The 23,067-nt window shown below is 65.1% G+C and carries 18 protein-coding genes and 1 tRNA gene; 9 read left to right on the plus strand and 10 right to left on the minus strand.

What is annotated here, in order from left to right:
• Nucleotides 1-50 precede the first annotated feature (50 nt).
• Entirely contained in the window at nt 51-1,493 is a 1,443-nt protein-coding gene (gene mgtE, locus ACKI1H_RS13785; protein ID WP_138522536.1) for a magnesium transporter, read from the plus strand.
• Nucleotides 1,494-1,618: 125 nt separating this feature from the next.
• On the opposite strand, the gene amrZ is transcribed toward mgtE, so the two are convergent.
• Nucleotides 1,619-1,951, minus strand: coding sequence for a transcriptional regulator AmrZ (gene amrZ / locus ACKI1H_RS13790; RefSeq protein WP_017517196.1), 333 nt, complete (start codon nt 1,949-1,951; stop codon nt 1,619-1,621).
• A 485-nt stretch (nt 1,952-2,436) separates the two neighbouring features.
• On the opposite strand from amrZ, the gene phnN reads away from it, so the two are divergent.
• Nucleotides 2,437-3,000 (plus strand): phosphonate metabolism protein/1,5-bisphosphokinase (PRPP-forming) PhnN, encoded by a 564-nt coding sequence (phnN, locus tag ACKI1H_RS13795; protein ID WP_440468621.1) that lies wholly within the window; start codon nt 2,437-2,439, stop codon nt 2,998-3,000.
• A 2-nt stretch (nt 3,001-3,002) separates the two neighbouring features.
• Here phnN and ACKI1H_RS13800 read toward each other — a convergent pair whose 3' ends face one another.
• Nucleotides 3,003-3,479 (minus strand): GNAT family N-acetyltransferase, encoded by a 477-nt coding sequence (locus ACKI1H_RS13800; protein WP_138522532.1) that lies wholly within the window; start codon nt 3,477-3,479, stop codon nt 3,003-3,005.
• Nucleotides 3,480-3,571: 92 nt separating this feature from the next.
• Between ACKI1H_RS13800 and ACKI1H_RS13805 the strand changes: the two genes are divergently transcribed.
• A tRNA-Arg gene (locus ACKI1H_RS13805) sits at nt 3,572-3,648 on the plus strand.
• 40 nt (nt 3,649-3,688) lie between these two features.
• On the opposite strand, the gene ACKI1H_RS13810 is transcribed toward ACKI1H_RS13805, so the two are convergent.
• The 5 genes from ACKI1H_RS13810 to wecB all read right to left on the minus strand — a co-directional run bounded on the left by ACKI1H_RS13810 (nt 3,689) and on the right by wecB (nt 12,232).
• The gene (locus ACKI1H_RS13810; protein WP_440468622.1) at nt 3,689-4,756 is read right to left on the minus strand and encodes a diguanylate cyclase domain-containing protein; all 1,068 of its coding nucleotides are present in this window, start codon (nt 4,754-4,756) and stop codon (nt 3,689-3,691) included.
• A 96-nt stretch (nt 4,757-4,852) separates the two neighbouring features.
• A complete protein-coding gene (locus tag ACKI1H_RS13815; protein ID WP_440468623.1) occupies nt 4,853-5,728 on the minus strand; it encodes a DUF4434 family protein in 876 nt (291 codons plus the stop codon).
• Nucleotides 5,728-8,910, minus strand: coding sequence for an NfrA family protein (locus tag ACKI1H_RS13820; RefSeq protein WP_440468624.1), 3,183 nt, complete (start codon nt 8,908-8,910; stop codon nt 5,728-5,730). The genes ACKI1H_RS13815 and ACKI1H_RS13820 overlap by 1 nt, the downstream gene beginning before the upstream one ends.
• Nucleotides 8,907-11,081, minus strand: a complete 2,175-nt coding sequence (gene nfrB, locus ACKI1H_RS13825) for a cyclic di-3',5'-guanylate-activated glycosyltransferase NfrB (protein ID WP_138522524.1) — start codon at nt 11,079-11,081, stop codon at nt 8,907-8,909. Before nfrB ends, ACKI1H_RS13820 begins: the two co-directional genes overlap by 4 nt.
• Entirely contained in the window at nt 11,078-12,232 is a 1,155-nt protein-coding gene (wecB, locus tag ACKI1H_RS13830; protein ID WP_138522522.1) for a non-hydrolyzing UDP-N-acetylglucosamine 2-epimerase, read from the minus strand. The genes nfrB and wecB overlap by 4 nt, the downstream gene beginning before the upstream one ends.
• Before the next feature lie 254 nt (nt 12,233-12,486).
• On the opposite strand from wecB, the gene ACKI1H_RS13835 reads away from it, so the two are divergent.
• The 6 genes from ACKI1H_RS13835 (at nt 12,487) to ACKI1H_RS13860 (ending at nt 20,419) form a co-directional block, all read left to right on the plus strand.
• A complete protein-coding gene (locus ACKI1H_RS13835; protein WP_138522520.1) occupies nt 12,487-13,338 on the plus strand; it encodes a LysR family transcriptional regulator in 852 nt (283 codons plus the stop codon).
• Nucleotides 13,339-13,969: 631 nt separating this feature from the next.
• The gene (locus ACKI1H_RS13840; RefSeq protein WP_138522518.1) at nt 13,970-15,025 is read left to right on the plus strand and encodes a putative 2-aminoethylphosphonate ABC transporter ATP-binding protein; all 1,056 of its coding nucleotides are present in this window, start codon (nt 13,970-13,972) and stop codon (nt 15,023-15,025) included.
• Between the two features lies 1 nt (nt 15,026).
• On the plus strand, nt 15,027-16,742 hold the full coding sequence (locus ACKI1H_RS13845) for a putative 2-aminoethylphosphonate ABC transporter permease subunit (RefSeq protein ID WP_440468625.1): 1,716 nt from the start codon (nt 15,027-15,029) through the stop codon (nt 16,740-16,742).
• A gap of 95 nt (nt 16,743-16,837) precedes the next feature.
• Nucleotides 16,838-17,863, plus strand: coding sequence for a putative 2-aminoethylphosphonate ABC transporter substrate-binding protein (locus ACKI1H_RS13850; RefSeq protein ID WP_440468626.1), 1,026 nt, complete (start codon nt 16,838-16,840; stop codon nt 17,861-17,863).
• A 218-nt stretch (nt 17,864-18,081) separates the two neighbouring features.
• Complete coding sequence (locus ACKI1H_RS13855) at nt 18,082-19,212, plus strand: TIGR03364 family FAD-dependent oxidoreductase (RefSeq protein ID WP_440468627.1); 1,131 nt, start codon at nt 18,082-18,084, stop codon at nt 19,210-19,212.
• A 184-nt stretch (nt 19,213-19,396) separates the two neighbouring features.
• Entirely contained in the window at nt 19,397-20,419 is a 1,023-nt protein-coding gene (locus ACKI1H_RS13860) for a transporter (RefSeq protein WP_138522512.1), read from the plus strand.
• Between the two features lie 170 nt (nt 20,420-20,589).
• Here the strand turns inward: ACKI1H_RS13860 and ACKI1H_RS13865 are convergent, their stop codons facing one another.
• The 3 genes from ACKI1H_RS13865 to phhA all read right to left on the minus strand — a co-directional run bounded on the left by ACKI1H_RS13865 (nt 20,590) and on the right by phhA (nt 23,033).
• Nucleotides 20,590-21,786: an amino acid aminotransferase gene (locus ACKI1H_RS13865; protein WP_440468628.1), complete on the minus strand. Its 1,197-nt coding sequence runs from the start codon at nt 21,784-21,786 to the stop codon at nt 20,590-20,592.
• Nucleotides 21,783-22,139 carry a 4a-hydroxytetrahydrobiopterin dehydratase gene (locus tag ACKI1H_RS13870; protein ID WP_138522508.1) on the minus strand — a complete coding sequence of 119 codons (357 nt, stop codon included), beginning with the start codon at nt 22,137-22,139 and terminating at the stop codon, nt 21,783-21,785. Before ACKI1H_RS13870 ends, ACKI1H_RS13865 begins: the two co-directional genes overlap by 4 nt.
• A gap of 105 nt (nt 22,140-22,244) precedes the next feature.
• Entirely contained in the window at nt 22,245-23,033 is a 789-nt protein-coding gene (phhA, locus tag ACKI1H_RS13875; protein WP_440468629.1) for a phenylalanine 4-monooxygenase, read from the minus strand.
• Nucleotides 23,034-23,067 lie beyond the last annotated feature (34 nt).

The following is a 23,067-nucleotide window of genomic DNA, read 5'->3' on the forward strand; positions in this document are numbered from 1 at the left end:
GATGTATTGATCCCCTCTGGCCCGTTCTGCCACTGGGGGTGGAGCGTGCTATGACCGAAGTAGAAGCCAAGAAGCCGCAGGAAAGCCTGCAGGACCGCCTGAACCAGGTGGTCGACCTGCTGCACAAGCACAAGCTGATGGAAGACCTGACGCACCGTCAGGAAGGCCAGCATCAAGACCTCGTCGAAAACCTCGTGCACCGCCAGAACCTGGCGGAACTCCAGCGCAAACTGGAAGAGCTGCACCCGGCCGACATCGCCCACATCCTCGAGTCCCTTCCGCTAGACGACCGCCTGACGGTCTGGCAGTTGGTCAAGGCCGAGCGCGACGGCGACATCCTCCTCGAAGTGTCCGACTCCGTGCGGGAGACCCTGATCGCCGACATGGACGATCACGAGATCCTCGCCGCGGCCAGGGACATGGACGCCGACGAACTCGCGGACCTCGCGCCGGAACTGCCGCGCGATGTGGTCCACGAGTTGATGGAAAGCCTCGATCAGCAGCAGCGCGAGCGTGTGCGCTCGGCGCTCTCCTACGAGGAAGACCAGGTCGGTGCGCTGATGGACTTCGAGATGGTCACCATCCGCGATGACGTCAGCCTGGAAGTGGTGCTGCGCTACCTGCGTCGCCTGAAGGAACTGCCGGGCCACACCGACAAGCTCTTCGTCGTCGACTACGACGGCGTGCTCAAGGGTGTGCTGCCGATCAAGCGGCTGCTGGTGAACGACCCGGACAAGGACGTGGCCGAGGTCATGGCCACCGACCCGGTGACTTTCACGCCTGACGAGGATGGCTACGACGCCGCTCAGGCGTTCGAGCGTTACGACCTGATTTCTGCCCCTGTGGTGGACAAGAACGGCAAGCTCATCGGCCGTCTGACCATCGACGAGATGGTCGACCTGATCCGTGAGGAAAGCGAAAGCGAAGTCCTGAACATGGCCGGTCTGCGCGAAGAGGAAGACATCTTCGCCTCGGTCTGGAAGTCGGTCGGCAACCGCTGGGCCTGGCTGGCCACCAACCTGGTCACCGCCTTCATCGCCTCACGGGTGATCGGCCTGTTCGAAGGGTCCATCGAGAAGCTGGTGGCGCTGGCTGCACTGATGCCCATCGTCGCCGGTATTGGCGGCAACTCCGGCAACCAGACCATCACCATGATTGTCCGCGCCATGGCCCTGGACCAGATCCAGACCAGCAGTGCCAACCGCCTGCTGCGCAAGGAACTGGGCGTGGCGTTGGTGAACGGCCTGGTATGGGGCGGGGTGATCGGCCTGGTCGCCTTCTACCTGTACGGCAACTGGGAGCTGGGCGCGGTCATGACTGGCGCCATGACGCTGAACCTGCTGCTCGCTGCGCTGATGGGCGTGCTGATCCCGATGACACTGTTGCGCCTGGGGCGCGACCCGGCCATGGGCTCCAGCGTGATGATTACCGCCATGACCGACAGTGGCGGATTCTTCATCTTCCTCGGACTGGCTACGCTGTTCCTGATGTAGCGCCAGCTCCGCCGAAAAGGCCGCCCGCGAGGCGGCTTTTTTGTGTCTGCCATTGCATGGCGCCGGTAAATCGCGGGCATGAAAAAGCCGGCTCGAGGCCGGCTGTTTCGGGTGTCGCGAACGAATCAGGCGTCGTTCTGTGCCATCTCGGCATCGTGCGCGATCAGCGCGATCAGCGCATTCTGCTGACGATGGGTCAGCTGGCGGAAGCGCTGCAGCAGTTCGCGCTCGTGCAGGCTGAGTTCCGGGCTGTCCAGGCGGATGCCCAGGTTGTCCTGCAGGGCACCTTCCTGCAGCAGGCTCTGTTCGAGACGCGCAATGATCTCGGAGTTCATGCTGCGGTGGTGGCTGCGAGCGACGTCGGCGATACGCTCACGCATGCCTTCGGGCAGACGTACGACGAACTTGTCAGCGGTACGGCTGGAGTAGGTGGGGGTTGCCTGTTTCAATGGGCGCATACTTTAAACCTGTAAGTCAGGGAGGCCGATGCCATGGGTCAGCGTTCGTTCAGGCCCTTTGACAGCGATTTCCAGTGGCCGTTCAGCGCGTCGTCAAAGCTTTTGAAAAATATCCAATAACTTGACGTCAAACCTTCGGCATATTGTGTCTCGGGTGAAGGCTAAATGCCAGCACCAATCGTCCGAAATGAGACCGCCTAGGCAGACCCTTCTTTGGATGGGAGTTAAAGGGAAAGCTGGCGATTTGCCCATATCCGTCAGCGTAGTCGATATGTGCCGTGAGCCTGTCTGCCGTTGGGCAGTCTGATGAGAGCACTTCGTCGCGGATAGCCATGATGGCACAGCGCCCGATGATGAGTCAGGGAAAGCCGGGTCGGCGGCCGTTGATATTGTGTTTTCACTGATATCGCACAAGGCTCGGAGTATTATCCGCCCCGCGGATCAGAATTGAAGTAGCGCCGAGCCGCCGGCGCACCGAGAGTCTCATGACCCCAGGCAGACTGATTTTCCTGATGGGCCCTTCGGGCTCTGGCAAGGACAGCGTGTTGCAGGCCGCCAGCGTTCCGCTGGCCGCGATGGATTGCCGGATCGTCCGGCGCGTCATCACCCGTTCCGCCGAGGCGCATGGTGAAGAAGCTCACTCGGTGAGCGTCGACGAGTTCAGCGAACTGGAGCGCTCCGGTGCGTTCGCCATGAGTTGGCGCGCCAATGGCCTGCACTATGGCATTCCCCGCGAAATCGATGACTGGCTGGCCGCCGGCCATGACGTACTGGTCAATGGTTCGCGCAAGTACCTGCCCGAGGCTCGTCGCCGTTATCCGCAGTTGATCGCCGTGCTGCTGAAGGTTGACTCCGAGGTGTTGCGTCAACGCCTGCTCAAGCGCGGACGGGAGACGCTGGCGGAAATCGAGGAGCGCCTGGCGCGCAATGCGCACTTCGCCGATGGCCTGCCGGGGCCGTTGGTGGAGCTGGATAACTCGGTGTCCCTGGAGGTAACGGTCGGTCATCTGCTGGACCTGCTCGCTCCCCCGGATGCCCAGGCCAGCTGAGTTCAGTCCAGGTTCAGTGAGAGGCTGACACCGTGGGGCGCGAAGCCCATCGCCGCATAGAAGCGGTGCGCCATTTCCCGGTCCTGGTGGCTGGAGAGGGCCAGCTTGTAGCACTTCCAATCCCGCGCCCATTCCACGGCCCGGCCGATCAGCGCCTGGCCGATGCCTTGGCCTCGTGCGCGGCTGTCCACCACCATGTCCTCGAGGATCGCCGAGCGGGCGAAACCGTGGGCGATGTGTTCGATCAGGTGCAACGTGCAGGTGCCAAGCAAGGCTCCATCGCGCTCGGCGATCAGCGTCACCCGCGAAGGTTGCTGATCGCTCAGGGCGAGGGCGAGCAACGCCGTGTCGGGCAGCGGGTCACGCGTGCCCAGTTGCTGCAGCAGCGGAGCCAGGGCCGCCGCATCGTCTGCCGTGGCGACGCGCACATCGAAGGTGGCGAAAGGGGAATCGGGCAGGGCACCGTCGTCTGTGATCATGGCGTTTCTCCGGCTGACGGCGAAATTATGGACCGCGTCGGTGGCGGCGGCATGACAAATCGCTTGTCGGTGGTTAACATGCCGACCCGATTGTCCCGGTAGCTCAATTGGATAGAGCGTCCCCCTCCTAAGGGGAAGGTTGGAGGTTCGACCCCTCTCCGGGACACCAGTATGAAAAGGCCCGCCTATGCGGGCCTTTTTCGTTCTACTCAGGGCGAATAGGTCGTTCGATTGCGGCCATTGTGCTTGGAGCTGTAGAGCGCCTTGTCAGCCTTGATCAACGCTTCGCTGAGACTGCCCTCCAGGCTCAGGTGGGCGAGGCCCAGGCTGATGGTGACGTTGGGGTGGCCGGGCAAGTCCGCGGTGGCCTGGCGCAATTGCTCGAGCCGCGCCTGCGCCTGGTCGGCATTCAGGCCCCAGAGGTACAGGCCGAACTCCTCGCCGCCCAGCCGGGCGAATTCGAAGTCACCCATTTGATGCTTGATCGCCAGCGCGACACGGGTCAGTACTTCGTCGCCGATGTCGTGGCCGTAGGTGTCGTTGACCCGTTTGAAATGGTCGATGTCGATCATCGCCAGGTAGCGTTGCTCGCCGTCTTCTTCCAGACGCTTGCCCACCCGGGCCATGAATGAGCGGCGGTTGGGAATACCGGTGAGGGTATCGATGTAGGCCTGGTCCAGCAGCAGACGGGCCATGGCGTAGTTGTGCAGCTTGGCCTGGCTGAGGTGGTGGAAGATGTACACCGTGAGCGCGCTGATGAAGACCGGATAGCAGATCAGCATGCTGTGCCGCACATTGAACTCGGGCACGTTGCCCAGGAACGGGTTGAGCAGCACCCAGGTGACGAGCAATACCGCGAAGAAGGCCGGGCGGTTCAGCGGCAATACCGTCGCGCTGTAAAGCACGGTGGAGGCGCAGATCACCAGCCAGGCCTGGCGGACGTCGCTGGGTATGCCCTCGATCAGCAGGCGGGCTCCCCAGGCAAAAGTCACGACAAAGGCAAAGTTGATCAGGTAGAAGTGCAGGGCGCGGCGGACGGCGGCAGTGAGGGCGAAGAGGACGAGGAAGGCGGCGAGGAACAGTAGCGAGATGTAGCTGAAACCCTGGCCGGTCTGGAAGCTGACGATCAGGTCGAAGAGAAGCCAGATACCGATGCTGATGCCGAATACCAGCAGGCTGAAGCCTTTTAGCCGCTCGAAATCATGTTGCAGGAACTCGGCGCGCAGTTCAGGTGAAACGTGCTGTTTCACGACTTCCGATTCGATGGTCTTGAACATGAACGGTCCTGTACGAGTGCGGGATCGCTCGCGCGAGCATAGACGAACTCACTTGCCCCCGCGCGGCGCCGGACAGGTTGCGCGCGGGGGCCGGTCTCAAGGGTGCAGGGAGGTGCCGACGTGCGACTGCTGGTTATCCAGCAGGAGTTTGCCCCAGGGGCGATAACGGACCTCGAAGACGGCGCTGGTGTGACAGCCCGTGGAGACGCTCGAAGGTGCGGCAGGTTCGGCCCTGAAGGGCTGGCCGGCAGCGCTGGTCTGACGGAAGGCTTCGCGAACGATACCGACCGGACAGGGCAGGGCGGCGGCGTAGGCCTGGCGCACGCGCTCGGGTAGTGCGCCGGTACCGGCGCCATCCTGCCACCAGACCTGCACACCCAGCCCGGCGATCTGTCCCAGCCAGTTGCCGTACACCTGCGGCGCCAGTTTACCGCCGGAGAAGGCGCTCAATTGCAGCGGTGCCTTCAGCTGGCCGGCGAAGTCCTTGAGTTGGTGCTGCAGCGCCTGGCGGCGTTCGACGGCCTGGAAGTGCCAGTCGTCCAGTTCCATCGGCAGGTACCAGGCGGCGACCGGCAGCTTCCACTGCTCGCTCACTTGCCGCTGCTGTGCCAGCGAGCGGCCGAGCTGATGTTGCCAGTAGGCTTCCAGGCCGGGGGTGTCCAGCTCGCCCTGGCGCTGGTAGTAGGCCGGGTCCATGTACAGGCCGAGGACCAATTGCAGGCCGTTGTCGTGGGCGCTTTTCAGGGAGCGCGCGAGCCAGCCGTTGGCTCCGCCGAAGTCGGAGTCGCCGTAGGCGGTCCACTGCACGATCAGGGTCTTGGCGCCCTGGGCCGCGCTGGCTCGCCAGATCTGCTGCCACTGCGCGTCGCTCAGCGAGGAGTCGACATTGAGCGGCTGATAGAACAGGCGATCATCGGCGTGCGCGGTAGCGGCAGAGAAGAGCAGGGCGAGGGTGAAAATCAGGCGGCGCATCAGAAGTTCACCTCGAGTCCCACCAGCCAGCCGTTGGCCTTCTCATAGAGATTGCCTGCCATGCCCAACTGGTATTCGGTGCGCACGGTGACGTGGGCGCGGTAGGCGTTGTAGCGATCCTCACCGTACCAGTACTGCCAGCGCAGGCCGACGCCGCTGCGCAGGTCCTGGCGCCAGTCGTTGCTCGGGTCCTGTGCGGAGAATTCAGCGAAGCCGTAGGGCATGATCGTCTGCGGCGAGTCCACCGGCAGCTTCCAGGCGTGACCCTGCTGGTAGCGCGAGACCCACTGATGGTCGCCAGCGTGGGTCCACCAGGCGAAGTCGGTGTAGAGGAAGCGCTCGTCCCAGTCGCTCTCGTCCACGCGCCAGTCGTTGCGGTACTCGCCCTGATCGAGGAAGGAGGCGGTGGCGCGCAGCAGGAAGTCGGTGGAGGTCTGGCCGTACTTGTCGCGTTTGCGGATGTAGCGCTCGAACTTCTCCGGCGTACCGATCTCGTGCCAGCGCAGACCTTCGAAGGCGTCGTCAGGATCGACGTCGTCGTTCACGGTGTTCTGCTTGTACAGCTCGCTGTAGAGGTTGAGGTTGTAGTCGCCGAAGGGCTTGTAGCGCAGGCCGAAGCCGGCAGCGAGGGTCTGGGTGTAGTTCTTGCGCCCTTCGTTGCCGGCGATCGCGCGGCCATATACCGAGAGGGTGCTGCCGTTGCGGGTCGGTTCCTCGCCCAGCGCGTGGTCCCAAATGAATGTCTGCAGGTTCTGCGATTGCGCGCGGCGGCGGTTGCCGGTCTGGTTGTCGCCATTGAGGATCGGCACCGTGGTGACACCGGCGGGCGACCAGGTGCTGGCGATGGTCAGGTTGTCGCGCTGGGACAGCGTCTGGTGCGCGCGGCGCTGGCGGTAGCGGCGGGCTTCGAGGCTGCCGTACTCGTCATCGGCTGCCACCGGCTCCTGTTCCAGGTCGATCACTCGACGCAGCTCGCGGCGGGCGGCGAAGCTGTCCTCGGCCTCGTCATAACGCCAGGCGAGGGTTTCACCCAGGCGGAAGTCCTCGGGGTAGTCACGGGTGGCGCGTTCCAGGTACGGAATCGCGGTGCGCCGTTCTTCCGGCGTGTCGGTGCCGGCCAGGCGCATGCCGTAGTCGGCGCGGAAGCGCGGGTTGCTGGGCTCGCGGCGTACCGCTTCGGCCAGCCAGAGCTTGCTCTGCTGCTGGTCGCCGGCTTTCTGGGCGCTACCGGCGGCGTTGTAGAAGTGCTGGCCGTTGGGCTCGTGTTGCAGGGCCTCGCGGTGCCGGGTAAGGGCCAGTGAATAGTCGCCACGGGCATCGGCAATGTTGGCGCCCAGTGCCCAGTCGTCCGCGCTGCCCTTCTTCGCCTGCTGCCAGTAGCGTTCGGCGGTGGCGTTGTCGCCCGTCAGCAGGGCGGCACGGCTGGCAGTGAGGCGAGCGTTGTCGTTGAGTTCGCTGGCGGGCAGGGCGTTGAAGATGCGCAGCGCGCCGGCCGGGTCACCGGCGGCTTCCAGCGCATAGGCCAGCGGCAGTTGGCTGTCATGGTCGCCGTGGACAATGGCGGCCTGGTAGTAGACCACCGCTTCGCCAGGCCGCGCGGGCATGGCGCAGCGACCAAGGGCACGCAGCTCACCGGGGGTGTTGGAGTCCGGGCTCAGGTAGCGCTGCAGGGCATCGCAGCGCCCGGCCTCGGCCAGGCGGCCGAGCAGGTAGCCGCGCGAGACCGGGTCAGCCTTGGGCAGTAGCGATTCGATGCGGGCGACATCCAGCGGGGTGTCACTGCGTGCGTGAATACTGGCGAGACGCTGCAGCAGGGCAGGGGGCAGGTTGCCGCCGCGGCGGTCGTAGGCGCTTTCGAGCAATTGCTTGGCGCGTTCGGTGCGCCCGGCGTTGAGGGCGAGGTAGCTGGCCTGGTCCAACGCCTTGAGGTCGCCGGTCTGGCGGTAGCGTTGCTCCCACAGTGCCGCGGCTTCGCCGGTACGGCCGCGGGCCTGCAGCAGTTCGGCGCGCTGGCGCACGGTATCGGGTGTCTGTGGTTGGCGCGATAGCCAGGCCAGTGCCAGATCGGTGCGTCCCTGGCGTCGCCAGGCGTCCACCAGTTGGTCGCGCCGAGCGGTGTCCCAGGGTTCGGGCAGCCGGGTGTTTTCCAGCAGGTCGGTGGCGTCCAGGCGCTGGGCCAGCACCAGCCAGGTCTTCGGATCTTCAGCGGGCTTGCACTGTTGCAGCTTCACCAGCGCCGCCGCCTGGTCATGGCGCGACAGCCACTCGGTAGTTTCCAGGCAGGGGCGGTCCTGAGCGTCGCTGAGTCTTTCCACCAGCGCCGTGTCACTGCTGTCACGGGCGACCTCCAGCAGCTGCGCCTGGCGTTTCGGGTCGTTGCGATCCTGCTCGGGCAGGGTGAGCAGCCAGCGCTTGGCGACGTCGGTCTGCTCGACGGCAATGGCGCGGTCGATGATCGCCAGCCGTGCCTGGCGCGCCGAGTCGGCATTCGGCGCTTGCTGGATCAGTTGCTCCAGCGGTTTTTCTTCCAGGCGCTGGGCGTAGGCATTGGCCAGCCGCCGCCAGTCGTCGGCAGAGAGTTGGTGGGAAGCGGCCAGCGGGGCGAGTTGGGTGATGGTGGTGTCCCAGTCGCGCAGTTGTTCGGCCCAGTTTGCCCGTGCCTCGCGTAGCACGCGGCCGTCGCTACCGGGCGGTAGGGTACCGAGCCATTCCAGCGCCTTGGCCGCGCCCTGGGTCTGGCCGAGCTTGAGGCTATAGGCTTGCCACAGACGTACACGCTCGTTGGCATCGACGAGGGCCAGCCACTGGTTGACCTGGGCTTCGGGCGGTGGGCCGTTCTCGATCAGGTCCAGGCGCAGATTGGTCAATGCCTCGGCGCCGGCCTCGGTGCCAGCCAGTGCCTGGGCTTCCTTCTCCGCATCGGCGAAGCGCTGCTGCTTGGCCAGGGACTGGATCAGCAGCGAGCGCGCCTCGGTGTTGTTCGGTACACGGTCGAGCAGATGGCGCATCAGGCGTTCGACTTCCGCCCAGTTGTTCTTCTTCGCTTCCTTGTAGCCCTTGTCGAGGTAGGGGAAGCTGCGGAAGCGCTGGAACTCCGTGAGCTGGTCATCGGCGGCCTGCGCGAGCGGGGCGGCGATGCTCGCCAGGATGAGGCCGTAAAGCAGGGGTTGTTGCGGTTTCACACGGCCTCCCGGGCGATGCGATAGGCCTCGTGCTGTTCATTGGCCTGTTCCTTGAGCGCTTCCTCAAGTACCTGTTGGGTAATGATGCCGCGCTTGATCAGGTGCTCGCCGAGCGAATCCTGCTCCGGATCGAAATCGATCAGCGCCTGGTTGAACAGGCTGGGAGGCACCATCCCGCGTACCTGCAACAGGGTGCCGAACATCACCAGGTGGCCGCAGATGCGCTCGATGAGCGCCTCATCGCCCTGCCGGCTTTGCAGCGTGTCGAGGATGAAGCGGGTTTCTTCACTCTGGTGGCGGCCGCCATACCAGTGGCGCAGGCCGAGGGTGACGCGGCCCTGTGGGGCGAGCTGGCTGCGTACGGGGCGTTTGAGGTGGCGGCTGATAGCGCCGAGGGATACCTGGCTGAACTGCTGCTCGCCGGCGAGCACCAGGGTGTCGCCTTCGATAGCCACCGGCAGCACAGCGTAGCGCAGCGCGAGCTTGCGCGGCAGCGCCGCGATCAGCTTCGGATCGAGGGTGAAGGGATTGAGCGGCGCCCATTCCTCGCCCAGTTCCTCGGCCAGGGTTTCCACCAGTTGCGTGCTGTTGATCTGCTCGCGCAGCAGTAACTCGCGGCCCAGCCGGCGGCGAACCGGGCTGGTCAGTGCCGATTGCAGCTGTTCTTCACTGATCAGGCCCTTTTCCTTCAGGCGCTGGCCCAGCGGCGTGCGCTGCGGGCCGGCGAGGGCGGGGAATTCGTGGGTGGTCTTGTCCCAGGCCACGCGGCGCGAGTCGCCCATCTCCATTACCTGCTTGAGCGCGCGCAGGTTGGCGAAGAAGTTGACGAAGTTGCTCCACATCATCCGCGGTGCCGACAGCAGCCCCTCGAAGATGCCGTAGAAGCGGGTGACGAACCAGAAGCGCTGGAACAGTCGGTTGAGCAGCATCAGGCCGTTGAGGAACAGCAGCACCACCAGCAACTGGCTGCCTTCCAGGATCGACGGGAACCGCCAGGCGTTGGGCGACAGGCTGGTGATCAGCCACATGGTGATCAGCACCAGGAACAGCAGGTTGACCAGGAAGCTCAGCAGGTAGGCGATCAGCCCCCGGCGGTCGCGCCAGAGGAAGTAGTTGAGCATGCCCTTGCGGCTCCAGCCCAGGTTGCGCGTGCCCTGGAAGACGATCCCGGTGATCCACCGCGACTTCTGCCGGATGGCGTGCTGCCAGGTGCGCGGGAAGTGTTCGCGTACACAGATGACCTGGGAGAAGCGCCGGTCCATGCCCGGCACCCAGGTGCTCTTGAGCGCCAGTTGCGGGTCGGTGATGGAGTAGCGGGCGAAGATGCACTTCATGCCCTTCTGCTTGAGGCGGAAGCCGATGTCGTAGTCCTCGGTAAGACTCTGCACATCGAAGGCGATGCCGTCGCCGTCTTCCAGCAGCGCGGCGATGGCGCGGCGGCTGAAGCAGGTGCCGACACCGGCGCTGGGCACCTGGCCGGTCAGCGCCTCGCGCACCGGGACGTCCTTGCCGTGGTTCTCGGCGAACTCGTCGACGTAGTGGCCGGCGGTGAAGCCGGTCCATTCCGGGGCGTAGGGGTAGACCGGGATCTGGATCAGGTCCTTGGCCGGTAGCAGGTAGTTGAACAGGCGCAGTTCCAGCGGCGAGATGACGTCTTCGGCGTCATGCAGGATGAAGCCTGCGAACTCTATCTTGGCGTCGGCCTCGAAACGCAGGATGGCATCGATGATGTTGTTCAGGCAGTCGGCCTTGCTGGTGGGGCCGGGGCGCGCGCAGACCACCTTGTGCACGTTGGGGTAGTGCAGGCAGACCGCGTCGACGTCCGCCTGGGTCTGCGGGTCGTTGGGATAGGTGCCGACGAATATCTGGTAGTTCTCGTAGTCCAGCGTCGAAGCCGCCAGGCGAGCCATCTCGCCCACCACGCCGACCTCGTTCCAGGCCGGCACCATGATCGCCAGCGGCTTTTCCGGGGCAGCGAAGAGGCGCTCTTCGTCGGCGCGGTCGAAGCGGTTGTAGATGCGGAAGCGGCGCACCAGCACCCGGCCCCAGTACACCAAGTCGATGAACAGGTCATCCAGGCCGAGCAGGAACATCAGCGCGGCCAGGATGATCGCCAGGTACTTCAGGGCATAGAGAACGTAAGTGAGGATATCGACCAGTTCGAGGCTCATTCGAACTCGCTTGGCGTGCGTGATTCACCGAACCAGGACAGCAGCCGGGCGACGATCTTCTCGCTGGCGTGGCCGTCGCCATAAGGGCTGAAGACCCGGCTCATCTGTTCGTAGACTTCCTCGTCGCGCAGCAGGTGGCTGGCTTCGCTGACGATGCGGCCGGTGTTGGTGCCCACCAGCACCACGGTGCCGCCTTCCAGCACGGCGGGGCGCTCGGTGACGCGGCGCAGCACCAGCAGCGGTTTGCCCAGCGCCGGGGCTTCTTCCTGGATGCCGCCCGAGTCGGTGAGGATGATGTACGCGCGGTCCATCAGCCAGACGAAGTGCTGGTAGTCCTGCGGGGCGATCAGGTGGATGTTGGGCTTGTCCGAGAGCAGGCCGTAGACGGCGTTCTGCACCTGCGGGTTGAGGTGCACCGGGTAGACGAAGTCCACGTCGGGGAAGCGCTGGCCGAGCTCGGCCAGGGCCAGGCAGATGCGCTCGAAACCCTTGCCGAAGTTTTCCCGGCGGTGGCCGGTTATCAGCACGACGCGGCGGTCCCCGGTGAACTTGGCCAGGGGGGAATCGGCAGCGGGTGTCCAGTTGGTTTCGTGCAGGTGCTCGCGCATCCACAGCAGGGCATCGATCACCGTGTTGCCGGTGACTTCGATCTGGTCGATGTTCACCCCTTCGCGCAGCAGGTTGTCACGCGAGGCCTTGGTCGGTGGGAAGTGGAGGTCGGCGATCACCGCGGTGAGGCGGCGGTTGGCTTCTTCCGGCCAGGGCTGGTGGATGTTGCCGGTGCGCAGGCCTGCTTCAACGTGCCCCACCGGGATCTGCCGGTGGAAGGCGGTGAGAGCGGCAATGAAGCTGGTGGTGGTGTCCCCGTGGACCAGCACGATATCCGGGCGATGGCGGTCGTAGCTGTCGTCCAGCTTGCCCATCATCTGCAGGGCCAGGCTGTTGAGCGTCTGGCCCTGGGTCATGACGTCGAGGTCTTCGTCCACCTCGAGTTCGAAGGAGTTCAGCACTTGCTGTAGCATCTCGCGATGCTGGCCGGTGGAGCAGATGCGCAGCTCGATTTCTGGGGTACGGCGCAGAACGCGGGCGAGCGGGGCCATCTTGATGGCTTCCGGACGGGTGCCGAAAACCATGGTGACTTTGTACTTCATCAATTGCTCCTTGGGCGTGCCCTTGTGAGGCCGCCTTCGGTTTCCATGTGGGATTTTTCCAAGGGCAATGAAAGTCGCTCAAGTCCGGGCTGTCCAGCGACAACTGGTGTTGCCAGTGATACAGGTCAGGTACATTGACCTTTTAGAGTGTTTTGTCGCCTGGCTGCAGGCCGCGTCGCCAGTGGGCTGGCGCCGGTTTGCCGACAGCGCCGAGAAAAAATGTTGATGAATTTTTCGAAAAGGCGGATCGGTCGATGCTGAGCGCGGAATTGAAGGCGTTCTACCGGGTAGCGAAGCTGGGCAGCATCACCCAGGCGGCGAAGAAGCTCGGTCTCAGCCAACCCACTGTGACCACGCAGATCCGCAACCTGGAAAGCCAGTACGCGGTGGAGCTGTTCTATCGAGGCGGCCGTCGCCTGACCCTGAGCGATGAGGGCGCGCGCCTGTTGCCGATGGTCGAGGCGCTGTTGCAGCAGGAAGCCGACATCGAGTTCTACCTGCGCAACTGTGGGCAGATGCAGGGCGCCCTGCGCATCGGCGCCACCTCTCCTTATTATGTGCTCGGGCTGATCAAGAATTTCCGCGAGCGCTTCCCGCAGATCGAAGTGTCGGTGGAGATCGGCAACTCCCAGCAAGTGCTTGAATCGCTGATCGAGTGCCGGGTCGACCTGGCTGCCTCCTCGCAGCAGGTGGATGATGCGCGCCTGACCCGTGTGGTGCTGGGGAGCGATCCGCTGGTGCTGGCGGTGCACCGCAGTCACCCGCTGGCGGCACTGCAGTCGGTGAGCCTGGGCGACTTGCGCAACCATTGCCTGCTGATGCGCGAGGCGGGCTCGACCACCCGCCAGCTGACCGAGGCGATGTTGCAGCAGGCGGGGGTGACGCCGGCCTCGATGCTGGAAATCGGCAGCCGCGAATCGATCCGCGAGGCAGTGATCCGCAACCTCGGCGTGAGCATCATCGCTCGCCAGGAAGTGCCGGATAACCCGCAGTTGTGCGTACTGGAGATCAAGGGTGCGAGCCTGATCGACGAGTACCTGTATTGCCTGAAGGATCGGCGGCAGGCGCGGTTGCCGAGTGCGTTTCTGGCGTTGGCGCAGGCGTAGAGGCTGGCTCCTGGGGGGAGGCCATACCCGCGATTCGTTGGCAGAGCTGGTGCATGCCCAGGCTTTCCTGCTTTGGCTTTTGTATTTCAGCGTCGCTTCGGCGTGCGCGGTGAGATCTTGTGTCGCCCCCTCGGGCGACCGCCTTTGGAAAGACCCAAAGGAGGCAAAGGTCTTGCCCCTGTCATCCGGTTTTTCGCCTAGGCGAAAAATACCCTCGCTGAAGCGAAGTTTCAGGGGCACGCCACGACGGGCCATCCCTGGCCCATCGCGGCTCTCGCGGCATCCATGCCGCTCAACCCCTGAAACTCCGCTTCAACGAGGCCTCCTGAACGGGGCGGTCCGGAGTGTGCGGCTGTTTCTCTGGAAGTCTTCTATAAGCCGTAGCCGTAGCCGGAGCATGTCTTTCCTGTAGGAGCGAGCAAGCTTGCTCCTACAGGTCGGCTTCGGTTCTGGAGGCAAGACTGGCCCATCTACGCAAATTTTTTCGCCCCCATACCCAAATCTGCCTATGGATCTATCGGCGCACTTGGCCCTTTAGCAATAGTGCCGTCGCAATCCGTCCCTAGCATGGACCTCGTTCCTTCACGCCATGGCTCACGCGGCGTGGACCACAAGAAGACGAGGTACCGCCATGCATCCCACCCTCACCGGCACACCGCTCAGCGTGCGCCATATCCGCAAGCGCTTCGGCCAGTTCGTCGCCCTCGACGGCGTGTCGCTGGACGTCAAGGCCGGTGAGCTGGTTTGCCTGCTCGGCCCGTCGGGTTGCGGCAAGACCACTCTGCTGCGCTGCATTGCCGGTCTCGAGCAACAGGACGACGGTACCCTGCACCTGGGCCAGCGCGATGTCTCGAACCTGCCGCCGCAGGCGCGGGACTACGGCATCCTGTTCCAGTCCTACGCGCTGTTCCCCAACCTCACGGTCGAGCAGAACATCACCTACGGCCTCACGAACGCGAGCAAGGATGAAGCCCGCCGCCGCGTCGCCGAGATGCTCGAACTGGTCGGCCTGACCGGCAGCGAGAAGAAGTACCCCGGCCAGCTCTCCGGCGGCCAGCAGCAGCGCGTCGCCATGGCTCGCGCACTGGCGCCAAGCCCGTCACTGCTGCTGCTCGACGAGCCGATGTCGGCGCTGGATGCGCGCGTCCGCGAGCACCTGTGTGGCGAGTTGCGTCAACTGCAGAAGAACCTGGGCATCACCACCGTGATGGTCACCCACAACCAGGACGAGGCCATGCTGATGGCCGACCGCATCGCGGTGATGAACCACGGGCGCATCGAGCAGTACGGCACCGCCCAGGAGATCTACAGCACCCCGAGCACGCCCTTCGTTGCCGAGTTCGTCGGCCAGGGCAACTGGTTGCCCTTCGAGCGCGGCAACGATGGCCACGCCCGCGTCGGCAGCCTCAGCCTGCGCTTGCCGAGCCAGGCGTCCAGTGCCTCGGGTCGCCTGTTCTGCCGCCCGGAAGCGATCAGCGTGAACCCCGCCGTACACCAGGAAAACCTGTTCCGTGCGCAGATCCGCGAGATCACCTTCCTGGGCAACCGCTGCCGCATGAGCTTCGAGCTGGAGCAACTGCCGGGCCACGCGCTGTTGGCGGAGCTGGCGCCGGAGGACATGCCGCGCCTGGGTACGCCGGACATCTGGGTGTCGCTGCCCCCGCGCAGCCTGCAGGTGTTCGCCTGAGATGGAAGCCGTGGTGAAGCACAGCTCGGCGCTGTCCGCCGGCAAGGTACGTGGCGATCTGGGTGATCGTCTGTTCGTCCGTGGCGGCAAATACCTGCTGCTGCTCCTGCTGACCCTCGCGGTGCTGATGCCGCTGCTGGCCATCTTCTGGCGCGGCTTCAGCGGCGAGGCAGGGCAGGGCGGCGGCCTGGCGGCCATGGGCGAGTTGCTGCGCAGCGATAACTTCCACTGGCTGCTGGGCAACAGCCTGAAGGTTTCCGTGAGCGTCGCGTGCATCGTCGTGCCGGCAGCCTATCTGTTCGCCTACGCGCTGCAACGCACGCTGATCCCGGCCAAGGGCCTGTGGCGCGGGATTTCCCTGCTGCCGCTGCTGGCGCCGTCGATGCTGCCGGGCATCGCGCTGATCTACCTGTTCGGCAACCAGGGCCTGCTGCGTCACCTGCTGTCCGACAACATCTACGGTTTCTGGGGCATCGTCCTCGGCGAGGCGATCTACACCTTTCCCCATGCGCTGATGATCCTGCTCTCGGCGCTGTCGCTGGCCGATGCGCGCCTGTTCGATGCTGCCTCCAGCATGGGCGCCGGTCCGTGGAAAGCCTTCCGCAGCATCACCTGGCCGGCTTCGCGCCAGGGTGTGTTCGCCGCCTTCTGCCTGGTGTTCACCCTGACCATCACCGACTTCGGCGTGCCAGTCGTGGTGGGCGGCGACTATCAGGTGCTGGCACTGGAAGCCTACAAGGCGGTGGTTGGCCAGCAACAGTTCGGCCGTGGCGCGCAGATCGGCATGATCCTGCTGCTGCCGGCGCTGCTCAGCTTCGCCGTCGACACCTGGCTGCGCCGCCGCCAGGGCGCCGCCATGAGCGGCCGAGCACAGGTCTACCATCCCAAGCCTTCGCGCCGTCGCGATGCCGCCTTCCTCGCCATCGTTGTACTGATCAGCGCGGTGCTGTTGGGCGTGCTGGGCATGGCCGTGTACTCCTCGCTGGTGAAGTTCTGGCCCTATAACCTTTCGCTGTCGCTGAACCACTACGACTTCAACACCACTGCCGGTGGCGGTTGGCTGGCCTACCGCAACAGCCTGACCATGGCCGCCTGTACTGCGATCATCGGCAGCGCGCTGATCTTCACCGGCGCCTACCTGATCGAGAAGACCCGCGAGCAGCGCTGGCTGAGCCAGCTGCTGCGCATGCTCTGCTTTGTGCCGATGGCCGTGCCGGGCCTCGTGCTGGGCCTGGGCTACGTGTTCTTCTTCAACCTGCCGGGCAACCCGCTGCATGTGTTCTACGGCAGCATGGCGCTGCTGGTGGTGTGCACCATCGCCCACTACCTGACCACCGCGCAGATGACCGCCACCGCCGCGCTGCGCCAGCTCGACGGCGAATTCGAGGCCGCCGCGCTGTCGCTGAAGATGCCGCTATGGCGCCATTACCTGCGCGTCACGGTGCCGATCTGCCTGCCGGCGCTGCTGGACATCACCCGCTACCTGTTCGTCTCGGCGATGACCACGGTCTCGGCGGCGATCTTCCTCTACAACCCGGACACCATCCTCGCCGCCGTCGCCGTGCTGAACATGGACGACTCCGGCAACGTCGGCGGCGCCGCCGCCATGTCGACCCTGATCCTGCTCACCTCCGCGGCTGTGTCGTTGCTGCTGGCCGGCGCATCGCGCGGCCTGCTGCGCCGTTCCCAGGCCTGGAGGGCGGGCGCGAACCCGTAACACCGCTGGACGCTGTCGCCCGGCGTCTACCTGCCGGGCTCAACCCCTGACAAACCCGCCCCGAGCGGGAGACCAACACTGCCAAGGAGCTCCACATGTTCAAACGTCTTGCCCTCGCCGTCGCCGTGGTGGCCGGCTTCGCCGCCCAGGTCCACGCCGCCGACACCGAACTGACCGTCTATACCGCCCTGGAACCGGAACAGCTGACCGCCTACAAGCAGGCCTTCGAAGCCGAGAACCCGGACATCAAGATCAAGTGGGTGCGTGATTCCACCGGCATCGTCACCGCCAAGCTGCTGGCCGAGAAGGATCGTCCGCAGGCCGACGCCGTCTGGGGCCTGGCGGCTTCCAGCCTGGCCATCCTCGACCAGCAGGGCATGCTGGAGAAATACGCGCCCAAGCACCTGGACGCCATCGGCAAGAACTACCGCGACCCGGCCAACCCGCCGGCGTGGGTCGGCATGGACGTCTGGGCCGCGACCATCTGCTTCAACACCGTCGAGGCCGAGAAGCTGGGCCTGGAGAAGCCAGTGAGCTGGCAGGACCTGACCAAGCCGGAATACAAGGGCAAGATCGTCATGCCGAATCCGGCGTCCTCGGGCACCGGCTTCCTCGACGTCTCCGCCTGGCTGCAGACCTTCGGCGAGAAGCAGGGTTGGGCCTACATGGACGCCCTGCACGAGAACATCGGCCAGTACGTCCACTCTGGCTCCAAGCCGTGCAAGCTGGCCGCCGCCGGCGAGTTCCCGATCGGCATCTCCTTTGAGTACCCGGCCGTGCAGCTCAAGCGCCAGGGCGCACCGCTGGACATCGTCCTGCCGAAGGAAGGCCTGGGCTGGGAAATCGAAGCCACCGGTATCGTGAAAGGCACTCAGCATGAAGCCGCCGCGAAGAAGCTCGCCGACTTCTCTGCCAGCCCGAAAGCCATGGAGCTGTACAAGGAAAACTTCGCCGTGCTGGCCCAGCCGGGCATCGCCAAGCCGCAGACCGAACTGCCGGCCGACTACGAGCAGCGCCTGATCAAGAACGACTTCGCCTGGGCCTCGAAGAACCGCGACGAGATCCTCGCCGAGTGGCGCAAGCGCTATGACGGCAAGTCGGAAAAAGTCGCTCAGAAGTAATTGCCTGAGTGGGGGCTCCCTCTCCCTAGCCCTCTCCCTGAAGGGAGAGGGAACCCTCAGCAGCAGAGCGTGATCCCGCGTTCATCCTGCTGCACTCCTGATATCGTTGCCGTTGTTCGCCTGGGCGCACATGGCAGAACCCGCACACCGAACAGCCCCCTCTCCCTTCAGGGAGAGGGTTGGGGAGAGGGGCTCTTCACCGCGCAGGACTTACCCTGATGACCCAGATTCACTGCGACGTCGCCATCGTCGGCGCCGGCATCCTCGGCCTTTCCCACGCCTACGCCGCCGCCCGTCGCGGCCTCTCCGTGCGCGTCTTCGAGCGCACCGCCACACCCCTGGGAGCTTCGGTACGCAACTTCGGCCAGGCGCTGGTCACCGGCCAGCCGCCGGGCGTGATGTCGGACCTGGCCCGCGCCAGCCGGCCGATCTGGGCGCAGTGGGCGGAAGGCGCGGGGTTCTCCCTGCGGCGCAACGGCTCGCTGCTGTTCGCCCGCACCGAAGCCGAGGAGCATCTGCTGGAAGCCTTCTGCGCCGGGCGCGCCAGGGAGCTGGACTACCGTGTAGGCCTGCTGCGCGGCAGCGAACTGAACGACCTCTACCAGGGCCATTTCCGCCACCACCGCGCGGCGTTGCTCGGCTTCGATGACCAGCAACTGTATTCCCGGGAGGCGCTGCCGAGCCTGATCGACTACCTGCGCCGCGAGTACGGCGTGGCGTTCCACTTCTCCACCCTGGTGCGTGACGTCGACACCGGCGTGCTGCGCACGACGGCAGGCACCTTCACCGCCGGGCAGGTGCTCGTCTGCTCCGGGCATGACTACCAGACCCTGCTGGCCGAGGTCATTGCGCCGCTGGAGCCGCAGGTGTGCCGCCTGCAGATGCTGCGCGCCCGCCCACAGGTCGACTTCGGTCTCGCCCATTCGATCCTCACCGGCCTGAGCTGCGTACATTACGGCGCCTTCTCCGACCTGCCTGAATCCGAGGCGGTGCGCGAGCAGATCCGCCGCGAGACGCCGGAGCTGGAAGAGCAGGGCATCCACCTGCTGGTCAGCCCGACGCCCCATGGCGAGCTGATCATCGGCGATTCCCACCACTACGGCAGCGACGCGGCGCCGTTCAACGCCGAGTTCGTCGACCGGCTGATGCTGGAGCTGGCCGAGGACACCCTGGGCATGCGTGTCGACGTGGTCGAGCGCTGGCAGGGTGTCTACGGCTCGCGCGGACCGGGGCCGTTCTCGGTGCTGCAGGCCGCCGACGGCATCACCGCCGTGCTGATGCATACCGGCGTGGGCATGAGCGTTGGTCCGGCGCTGGGCGAGCGCACTGTCGCGGCGCTGTTTGGCTGAGGCCTGTCACACGGCTGTCATTCGTCGTTCATGGGCCTCTGATAACACCAGAGGGCGGGCGTGATCTGCTCTTCGTAGGAGCGAGCTTGCTCGCGAACAGTCCGTGCCGTGCGGGTTCGCGAGCAAGCTCGCTCCTACAGGGCCGGTTTCAAGCCCGCATTAAGGCCTCAAGAACCGCAGCCCCATGAACCACAGCATCGTCCAGAGCCATCAGGATTCCGACCTGTTCGGCCTGCTTTATGGCTTCAGCTTCCGCCCCGACCAGCCGGGGCTCGAGATCGATTCGCCCACTGCCCTGCAGCGCCTGCAGGAGCCACGCGCGGCGGATGAATTCCTCTGGCTGCATTTGAACCTCGCGCACGCGGCTTGCGAGCGCTGGATGAAGTCGCACCTCGAACTGCCCGACTACTTCTTCGAGACCCTGCGCGAAGGCTCGCGCTCCACCCGCATCGAGCATGTGGATGGCGCGCTGCTGGCGGTGGTCAACGACGTGGTATTCGACTTCAGTAGCCGCATGTCCTCGGACATCGCCACCCTCTGGGTCTGCGCCCGTGGTCGCCTGCTGGTCACCGCCCGCGCGCAGCCGCTGCGCTCGGTGGACACGCTGCGCTCCTCGGTGAAGCATGGCGAGCGCTTCAACTCGCCACTGGAGCTGCTGATCCACCTGCTGCGCGATCAGGGCGAAATCCTCACCCGCATCGTCCGCGAGACCAGCATCAGCGTGGATCGCATCGAGGACCAGCTGCTGTCCTCGCGCCTCTCCGCCAGCCGCGCCGACCTGGGCGCCATGCGCCGTGTGCTGGTGCGCCTGCAACGCCTGCTGGCACTGGAGCCGGGCTCGCTGATGCGCCTGCTCAACCGCCCGCCGGTGTGGCTGACCGAGGACGATGTGCGCGTGCTGCGCGAGGCCACCGAGGAGTTTTCCCTGGTGATCAACGACCTCACCGCGCTGGGCGAACGCATCAAGCTGCTGCAGGAAGAGATCGCCGCGAAGATCAACGAGCAGAGCAACCGCACGTTGTTCACCCTCACCGTGGTCACGGTGCTGGCGTTGCCGATCAATATCATCGCCGGCTTCTTCGGCATGAACGTCGGTGGTATTCCCTTCTCCAGCGACCCGGAAGGCTTCTGGATTCTGGTGGTACTGGTGGCCAGCTTCACCGGCCTGGCCGGGCGCTGGGCGTTCCGCAAGCGCGACGACTACTGAACGACATCGGCAGGGGATTTCCCTGTAGGAGCTCGCTCGCGAACACCCCTTGCACCGGATCAGTCGGTTGATACGGTTCGCGAGCAAGCTCGCTCCTGCAGACTGGGAGTTGACGCGGTTCGCAGGCAAAAAAAGACCGGCTCAAAGGCCGGTCGAATGGGAAGACGTCGTCAGCGGCAGACGCGGGCGATGGCCGCCGCCAGGTGGTCCAGGCGCTCGCCGTCGAGCCCGGCAATGTTGGCGCGGCCGCTGCTCACCAGGTAGATGCTGTGCTCCTCGCGCAGGATTCGCACCTGCTCGGCCTGCAGGCCGGTGTAGGAGAACATGCCGCGCTGGATGGCGATATGCGCGAAACGCTCCGCCAGCCCATGGGGACGCAGGGCCTCGACCAGGCCGATGCGCAGGTCGGCGATACGCCCGCGCATGCCGTCCAGTTCGTCCAGCCAGAGATTCTTCAGCTCCGGATCGCCGAGGATGGTGGCGACCACTTCCGCGCCGTGGGCCGGCGGGGTGGACCACAGGTTGCGGGCAAACAGCGCCAGTTGGCTGCGGATGTCGGTGAGCTTGTCGGCGTTCTCGGCGCAGACGATCAGCGCGCCGACGCGGTCGCGGTAGAGGCCGAAGTTCTTCGAGCAGGAGCTGGTAATCAGCACCTCCGGCAGGCGTTCGGCGAGCAGGCGCACAGAGTAGGCGTCCTCTTCAAGCCCGTCGCCCAGGCCCTGGTAGGCGAAGTCCAGCAGCGGCAGCAGTTCGCGGCGGCGGACGATTTCCAGCACGCGCTGCCACTGGTCATGATCCAGGTCGAAGCCGGTGGGGTTGTGGCAGCAGGCGTGCAGCAGCACCACGTCGCCCTGGGGAATCTTCTCCAGCATGGCGAACATGGCGTCCGCGTCGAGGCTGTTGTCCGCGCCGACGTAGGGGTAGTGCTTGATCGGCACGCCGGCGGCGGCGAATAGCGTTTCGTGGATCGGCCAGGTCGGGTCGCTCAGCCAGATGCTTTTGCCCGGCAGGCAGTGGGCGATGAACTCCGCCGCCAGGCGCAGCGCTCCAGTGCCGCCGGGTGTCTGGGTGGCATCGGCGCGGGAGTCGGCCAACAGGGGCGAGGTGACGCCCAGCACCAGCTCGCACAGGCGCGCGGCAAACAGCGCGTCACCGTGGCTGCCGACGTAGCTCTTGGTGGTCTCGGTATCGACCAGGCGCTGTTCGGCGAGCTTCACCGCGCGGGGGATCGGCGTGAGGCCCTGGACGTCCTTGTAGACGCCCACACCAAGGTCGAGCCGCGCGGGGTTGGGGTCCGCCCGGTAGGCTTCGAGCAGGCCCAGGATCGGGTCGCCCGGTACGCGGGTGACCTTGGCGAAATGGCTCATTTGCGTCCCTCTGCTGTCGCGGCCAGCTCGTCGGTGCGCGCGGCCATGATGAAGTCGTTGCGGTGCAGGCCCTTCAGTTCGTGGCTCCACCAGGTGACGGTGACCTTGCCCCACTGGGTCAGCAGGTCGGGGTGGTGGCCTTCTTCCTCGGCAATGGCGCCCACCGCATTGGTGAAGGCCAGGGCGTGCCTGAAGTTCTTGAACAGGAAGACCCGCTCCAGTTCCATGTGATTGTCACGGACCTCGATGTTCCAGTCCGGAATCTGCTTGATGAGCACTGCCAGTTCTTCATCGGACACCTTCGGGGCGTCGGCGCGGCAGGCTTCGCAATGGGCTTGGGTGAGTGCGGTCATGAAAGGTTCTCCTTGTCGTGGGGTGGCATAGGAGTGCGCTCGCGAACCATCTTAGGCTCGCGAGCACGTCTCATCCTAGGCACAGATGGGATCGATTGCAGCGGATCAGGCGGCCTGTTTCGGCGGAAACTTCGGTGCATGCAGGCCCAGGCGCATGGCTTCGCGTACCAGCGCCATGATGTCCTCATGGGCCAGCTCGAAGAGGCGCTTGAGCTCGGGAAGCACGAAATACAGGGGCTGCAGGATGTCGATGCGGTACGGCGTGCGCATGCATTCCAGCGGGTTGAACGGCTGGTGCTCGGGCGCACTGGAGAGGCTGTAGACCGTCTCCTTGGGCGACGAGAGGATGCCGCCGCCATAGATTCGCAAGCCCTGCGGGGTGTCCAGCAGGCCGAATTCGATGGTCATCCAGTAGAGGCGGGCGAGGAACACGCGTTCTTCCTTGCTGGCGGCCAGGCCGAGTTTGCCGTAGGTGTGGGTGAACTCGGCGAACCAGGGGTTGGTGAGCAGCGGGCAGTGGCCGAAGATCTCGTGGAAGATGTCCGGCTCCTGCAGGTAGTCCAGCTCTTCCGGGGTGCGGATGAAGGTGGCGACGGGGAACTGCTGGCTGGCCAGCAGCTCGAAGAAGGTCTGGAACGGAATCAGTGCCGGCACCCGCGCCACGCGCCAGCCGGTGGTGGCCTGGAGCACCTGGTTGACTTCGCCCAGTTGCGGGATGCGCTCATGGGGCAGGCCGAGCTGCTCGATGCCGTCCAGGTATTCCTGACACGCGCGGCCCTCGATCACTTTCAACTGGCGGGTGATCAGCGTATTCCAGACCTGATGTTCGGCTTCGGGGTAGTGGATAAAGCCATCTTCATCAGGTTGGCGGGCCACGTACTGCGTTGTCTTCATGGAGTCTCCGGCGTCGAGCTGCCTGTTCTTGTGA

Origin of the sequence: Pseudomonas sp. YH-1, assembly GCF_051990045.1 — a bacterium.
Lineage (GTDB): Bacteria > Pseudomonadota > Gammaproteobacteria > Pseudomonadales > Pseudomonadaceae > Pseudomonas > Pseudomonas nicosulfuronedens.

Excerpts from the sequence above, each read along its gene's own strand:
- ACKI1H_RS13845 (WP_440468625.1), top strand. The coding sequence starts at position 15,027 with ATGGAAGCCGTGGTGAAGCACAGCTCGGCGCTGTCCGCCGGCAAGGTA.
- ACKI1H_RS13855 (WP_440468627.1), top strand. The coding sequence starts at position 18,082 with ATGACCCAGATTCACTGCGACGTCGCCATCGTCGGCGCCGGCATCCTC.
- wecB (WP_138522522.1), bottom strand. The coding sequence starts at position 12,232 with ATGAAGTACAAAGTCACCATGGTTTTCGGCACCCGTCCGGAAGCCATC.
- phnN (WP_440468621.1), top strand. The coding sequence starts at position 2,437 with ATGACCCCAGGCAGACTGATTTTCCTGATGGGCCCTTCGGGCTCTGGC.
- amrZ (WP_017517196.1), bottom strand. The coding sequence starts at position 1,951 with ATGCGCCCATTGAAACAGGCAACCCCCACCTACTCCAGCCGTACCGCT.
- nfrB (WP_138522524.1), bottom strand. The coding sequence starts at position 11,081 with ATGAGCCTCGAACTGGTCGATATCCTCACTTACGTTCTCTATGCCCTG.
- mgtE (WP_138522536.1), top strand. The coding sequence starts at position 51 with ATGACCGAAGTAGAAGCCAAGAAGCCGCAGGAAAGCCTGCAGGACCGC.
- ACKI1H_RS13810 (WP_440468622.1), bottom strand. The coding sequence starts at position 4,756 with ATGTTCAAGACCATCGAATCGGAAGTCGTGAAACAGCACGTTTCACCT.
- ACKI1H_RS13865 (WP_440468628.1), bottom strand. The coding sequence starts at position 21,786 with ATGAGCCATTTCGCCAAGGTCACCCGCGTACCGGGCGACCCGATCCTG.
- phhA (WP_440468629.1), bottom strand. The coding sequence starts at position 23,033 with ATGAAGACAACGCAGTACGTGGCCCGCCAACCTGATGAAGATGGCTTT.
- ACKI1H_RS13800 (WP_138522532.1), bottom strand. The coding sequence starts at position 3,479 with ATGATCACAGACGACGGTGCCCTGCCCGATTCCCCTTTCGCCACCTTC.
- ACKI1H_RS13850 (WP_440468626.1), top strand. The coding sequence starts at position 16,838 with ATGTTCAAACGTCTTGCCCTCGCCGTCGCCGTGGTGGCCGGCTTCGCC.
- ACKI1H_RS13840 (WP_138522518.1), top strand. The coding sequence starts at position 13,970 with ATGCATCCCACCCTCACCGGCACACCGCTCAGCGTGCGCCATATCCGC.
- ACKI1H_RS13870 (WP_138522508.1), bottom strand. The coding sequence starts at position 22,139 with ATGACCGCACTCACCCAAGCCCATTGCGAAGCCTGCCGCGCCGACGCC.
- ACKI1H_RS13860 (WP_138522512.1), top strand. The coding sequence starts at position 19,397 with ATGAACCACAGCATCGTCCAGAGCCATCAGGATTCCGACCTGTTCGGC.
- ACKI1H_RS13815 (WP_440468623.1), bottom strand. The coding sequence starts at position 5,728 with ATGCGCCGCCTGATTTTCACCCTCGCCCTGCTCTTCTCTGCCGCTACC.
- ACKI1H_RS13835 (WP_138522520.1), top strand. The coding sequence starts at position 12,487 with ATGCTGAGCGCGGAATTGAAGGCGTTCTACCGGGTAGCGAAGCTGGGC.